Origin of the sequence: Kitasatospora sp. NPDC057512, assembly GCF_042802135.1 — a bacterium.
Classification (GTDB): domain Bacteria; phylum Actinomycetota; class Actinomycetes; order Streptomycetales; family Streptomycetaceae; genus Kitasatospora.
In genome coordinates this window covers 1-4,998 of the sequence record NZ_JBHVET010000649.1, presented here as the reverse complement: position 1 = coordinate 4,998, position 4,998 = coordinate 1, and the positions used below count along the sequence as shown (strand labels likewise).

Below are 4,998 nucleotides of genomic sequence, written 5' to 3'. Positions count from 1 at the left end.
GGGGACCCTGTGGGAGAGTAGGACGCCGCCGAACAATTCTTCTGAAGAACCCCCATCCGGGACCCGGATGGGGGTTCTTCGCATTTCCGGGCCGATCGGACGCCTGCGGACGCCTATGGACGCCTCCGACTGCCTCCGGACCCCTCCCGAACGACCCCCGCCGAGTGGCTGGTCCACCGTCAATATGCCGCTAAAACCGCCTGATCAGCGCACTGATCAGCGGAAAATCGCGTTGCGCACCGTAGTCTCGAAGGCGAGGGGAACAGGTGTCCGGGGGTGTTCTCCGGGCCGGGTCGGATCAAGAATGGTGCTCATGGGACGAGGCAGGCTGCGCATCTACCTCGGGGCGGCCCCCGGGGTCGGCAAGACGTACGCCATGCTCGCCGAGGCGCACCGGCGGCAGGAGCGTGGCACGGACGTCGTGGTCGCGTTCGTGGAGGACCACGGCCGCCGGCGGACCGCGGACATGGTCGCGGGGCTGGAGGTCGTGCTGCGGCAGCAGGTGGTGCACCGCGGTGCCCGGTTCTCCGAGATGGACCTGGACGCCGTCCTGGCCCGCCGACCGCAGGTGGCCCTGGTGGACGAGCTGGCCCACACCAACGTCCCCGGCTGCCGCAACGAGAAGCGCTGGCAGGACGTCGAGGAGCTGCTGGCGGCCGGGATCGACGTGATCTCCACCGTCAACGTGCAGCACCTGGAGTCGCTGGGCGACGCCGTCGAGGGCATCACCGGGGTGCGCCAGCGCGAGGCCGTCCCGGACGAGGTGGTCCGGCGGGCGGACCAGATCGAGCTGGTGGACATGTCCCCGCAGGCGCTGCGGCGACGGCTGGCGCACGGCAACGTGTACGCGCCGGAGAAGATCGACGCCGCCCTCGCCAACTACTTCCGCCCGGGCAACCTGACCGCGCTGCGCGAGCTCGCGCTGCTGTGGACCGCGGACCGGGTGGACGAGTACCTCCAGAAGTACCGGGCCGAGCAGGGCATCGAGGGCACCTGGCAGGCCCGGGAGCGGATCGTGGTGGGCCTGACCGGCGGGCCCGAGGGGGCGACGCTGATCCGCCGGGCGGCCCGGATCGCCGCCAGGGTCTCCGGCGGCGAGCTGCTCGCCGTGCACATCTCCCGCTCGGACGGGCTGGTGGGCTCCGGCTCGCCGCAGACGCTGATCGAGCAGCGCGCGCTGGTGGAGAGCCTCGGCGGCTCCTTCCACGCCGTCCTCGGCGACGACCCGGCCGGCGGGCTGCTGGACTTCGCCCGGGGTGTGAACGCCACCCAGATCGTGCTGGGCACCAGTCGGCGGCCCGGCTGGCAGTACCTGTACGGGCCGGGCGTCGGCACCATCGTGACCCGGGAGGCCGGGGACATCGACGTCCACATGGTCACCCACGAGCACGCCGGGCACGGGCGGCGCGGCAAGATACCGGTCCGCCGGATCACCGACCTGGGCCGTACCCGGACGGTCGGCGGCTGGCTGATCGGACTGGTCGGCCCGCCGCTGCTGGCGATCGTGCTGACCGCGATCGGCGGGCTGGGGCTCTCCACCGACATGCTGCTGTTCCTGTCGCTGACGGTGTGCGCGGCGCTGGTCGGCGGGCTGCTGCCGGCGATCGGCTCGGCGCTGGTCGCCTCCTCGGTCCTGAACTACTACTTCACCCCGCCGCTGCACACCTTCACCATCAACGAGCCGCAGAACATCATGGCGGTGGCGATATTCACCATCGTCGGCATATCGGTGGCGTCGGTGGTGGACCTCGCGGCCCGGCGCACCCAGCAGGCGGCCCGCAGCCAGACCGAGGCGCAGACGCTCAGCGCGCTGGCCGGCACGGTGCTGCGCGGCGCGCCCAACGGTGACGGGGTGCTGACCGCGCTGATGGAGCAGGTCCGGGAGACCTTCGGGCAGGAGAGCGCCGCGCTGCTGGAGCGGCCCGATCCGCTCTCCGCCTGGGCGCCGGTGGCCGCCGCCGGCCCGCGCCCGCCGGAGCGGCCGGAGGAGGCCGACGTGGACGTCCCGGTCGGCGACAGCCTGGCGCTGGTGCTGCGCGGCCGGGTGCTGCCCGGGGCGGACCGGCGCCTGCTCGGCGCGTTCGCCGCCCAGGCCGCCGTGGTGCTGGAGCGCCGCCGGCTGGCCCGGGAGGCTGCCGAGGCCCGCCGGGAGGCCGAGGGCAACCGGATCCGGACGGCTCTGCTGGCCGCCGTCTCGCACGACCTGCGCACCCCGTTGGCGGGCATCAAGGCCTCGGTGAGCTCGCTGCGCTCGGCCGACGTCGACTGGGCCCCGGAGGACGAGGCCGAGCTGCTGGCCGGCATCGAGGCCGGGGCCGACCGGCTGGACCACCTGATCAACAACCTGCTCGACATGAGCCGCCTGCAGACCGGGACCGTCACCCCGCTGATCCAGGAGACCGACCTGGACGAGGTGGTGCCGTTCGCGCTCGGCGGGGTGCCGCTGGAGTCGGTCCGGCTGGAGGTCCCGGAGACGCTGCCGATGGTCCGGGCCGACGGCGGGCTGCTGGAGCGCTCGCTGGCCAACCTGGTGGAGAACGCCGTCAAGTACAGCCCGGACGGGGTCAGGGTGCTGGTCAAGGCCGACGAACTGCGGCAGCCGGGGCGGCCGGCCCGGGTCGAGCTGCGGATCGTGGACCGCGGTCCCGGTGTGCCCGAGGAGGCCAAGGAGCGGATCTTCGCGCCGTTCCAGCGGTACGGGGACGCGCCGCGCGGCGCCGGGGTGGGCCTCGGACTCGCGGTGGCGCGCGGCTTCGTCGAGGCGATGGACGGTACCGTCACCGCCGAGGACACCCCGGGCGGCGGACTCACCATGGTCGTCAGCCTGCCCGTGGTCGAACGGCCGCCCGAACCGGGGGAGCGGGGCGGCGAGGGTGGCGGCCCGCTCCCGGACCTGATCACCTGAGAACCGGCGGCGCACCGGCCGGGCCCGTCGCTCCTCCCGGGGTCGGCGCGCCTCCCGGGCCGTACGCCGCACAGCACGCCGCACGCCGTACCGAACGTCGCCGTACCGAACGTCGTAGAGCCAGTCCCAGTCCGTAAGTCACACAGACCTGAAAGGCGGAGCCCGTAAATGACCCGGGTCCTCGTCGTGGACGACGAACCGCAGATCGTCCGCGCGCTGGTGATCAACCTCAAGGCCCGCAAGTACGAGGTGGACGCGGCCCATGACGGCGCGAGCGCCCTGGAGCTGGCCGCGGCCCGCCATCCGGACGTGGTCGTCCTCGACCTGGGCCTGCCCGACATGGACGGGGTCGAGGTGATCCGCGGCCTGCGCGGCTGGACCCGGGTGCCGATCATCGTGCTGTCGGCCCGGCACGCCTCGGACGAGAAGGTCGAGGCGCTGGACGCCGGCGCCGACGACTACGTCACCAAGCCGTTCGGCATGGACGAGCTGCTCGCCCGGATGCGGGCCGCCGTGCGGCGGGCCGAGCCGGTGGCCGGGGAGGCCGACTCGCTGGTCGTCACCGAGTCCTTCACCGTCGACCTCGCGGCCAAGAAGGTCAACCGGGACGGCGCCGACGTACGCCTCACGCCGACCGAGTGGCACCTGCTGGAGGTGCTGGTCCGCAACGCCGGGCGGCTGGTCAGCCAGACCCAGCTGCTCCAGGAGGTGTGGGGCCCGGCCTACCGCACCGAGACCAACTACCTGCGGGTCTACCTCGCCCAGCTGCGCCGCAAGCTGGAGCGCGACCCCTCGCACCCGCGCCACTTCATCACCGAACCGGGCATGGGGTACCGCTTCGAGAGCTGACCGCGACCGCCCCCGGCGGCCGTGCGACCTGCCGCCGGGGGGCCGGAACCCGGTACCCTTCCGACATGAGTGGTGACAACAGCAGCGGCCCGCCGCAGGGGCGGTTCCGCCGCATGCTCAGCCGGCTGACCTCCTCGGCCGAGGAACTGGACGCCGAGGAGCTGCGTCAGGAGACCGCCGCGGAGTCCGGCTGCACGCCGATCGCCGGCTGCGGGGACCGCGAGCTGGTCACCGTCGCGGGCACGCTGCGCACGGTGACGCTCCGCCCGCGGGCGGGGGTGCCCGCCCTGGAGGCCGAACTCTTCGACGGTACCGAGGCGCTGGACGTGGTCTGGCTCGGCCGCCGCTCGATCGCCGGGATAGAGCCCGGCCGCCGGCTGGTCGCCAGCGGTCGGATCAGCCACGCACGCGGGCGCCGCGTGCTGTTCAACCCCCGCTATGAGCTGCGTCCGGTCGGACACGGGAGCGAATGAGCGTGAGCAACCAGCCCGGCGGCGAGGCCGCCGCCCAGCTCGACCTGGCGGTCGACCCCGCGGACGCGGAGGCCGCCCGCAGGGCCGCCTCCAAGGAGGCGGCCGACACCGTGCTCCAGGCCTTCGGCGGCGTGCGCGGCATGATCGACATGACGCTGCCCGGCCTGGTCTTCATCGTCACGTACAACCTGACCCACCAGGTCAGCACCTCGGCCTGGGCCGCGCTGGGCCTGAGTGCCCTGTTCGTGGTGGCCCGGCTGGCGAAGCGGCAGACCATCCAGCACGCCTTCAGCGGGGTGTTCGGGGTCGCCCTCGGTGCCTGGATCTCGATGAAGAGCGGCAAGGCCGAGGACTTCTACCTGCCCGGCCTGCTCTGGAACGTCGGCTACTGCGTCGCCCTGGCGACCTCCGCCCTGGCGCGCTGGCCGATGATCGGGGTGATGCTCGGCCCGATCACCGGCGAGATGTTCACCTGGCGCAAGGAGAACCCGGGCCGGCTGGCCGCCTACACCAAGGCGACCTGGGCCTGGGTGCTGATCATGGGCGCCAAGCCGGTGATCCTCTTCCCGCTGTACTTCACCCACAACGTCAACCTGCTCGGCTGGCTGAAGGTCGCCCTCGGCATCCCGCCGCTGCTGCTGGCGATGTACGTGACCTGGCAGATCCTGCTGAAGGCGCCGCCGCCGATCAAGGCGCAGCTGGACGAGGAGGAGGAGCCGGCGAAGTAGCCGCCTCCCGCCCGTCCCCGGCAACGGCGAAGGGCCCGCACCC

Annotated in this window: 4 protein-coding genes; all 4 read left to right on the top strand. The window is 72.9% G+C overall.

What is annotated here, in order from left to right; all coding sequences use genetic code 11:
- Positions 1-313 precede the first annotated feature (313 nt).
- The 4 genes from ACFU6K_RS31190 to ACFU6K_RS31175 all read left to right on the top strand — a co-directional run bounded on the left by ACFU6K_RS31190 (position 314) and on the right by ACFU6K_RS31175 (position 4,955).
- Positions 314-2,905 carry an ATP-binding protein gene (locus ACFU6K_RS31190; protein ID WP_380668702.1) on the top strand — a complete coding sequence of 864 codons (2,592 nt, stop codon included), beginning with the start codon at positions 314-316 and terminating at the stop codon, positions 2,903-2,905.
- 168 nt (positions 2,906-3,073) lie between these two features.
- Positions 3,074-3,754: a response regulator gene (locus tag ACFU6K_RS31185; RefSeq protein ID WP_049657530.1), complete on the top strand. Its 681-nt coding sequence runs from the start codon at positions 3,074-3,076 to the stop codon at positions 3,752-3,754.
- A 65-nt stretch (positions 3,755-3,819) separates the two neighbouring features.
- On the top strand, positions 3,820-4,227 hold the full coding sequence (locus tag ACFU6K_RS31180) for an OB-fold nucleic acid binding domain-containing protein (RefSeq protein ID WP_380668700.1): 408 nt from the start codon (positions 3,820-3,822) through the stop codon (positions 4,225-4,227).
- Between the two features lie 2 nt (positions 4,228-4,229).
- Complete coding sequence (locus ACFU6K_RS31175) at positions 4,230-4,955, top strand: DUF3159 domain-containing protein (protein ID WP_234348601.1); 726 nt, start codon at positions 4,230-4,232, stop codon at positions 4,953-4,955.
- Positions 4,956-4,998 lie beyond the last annotated feature (43 nt).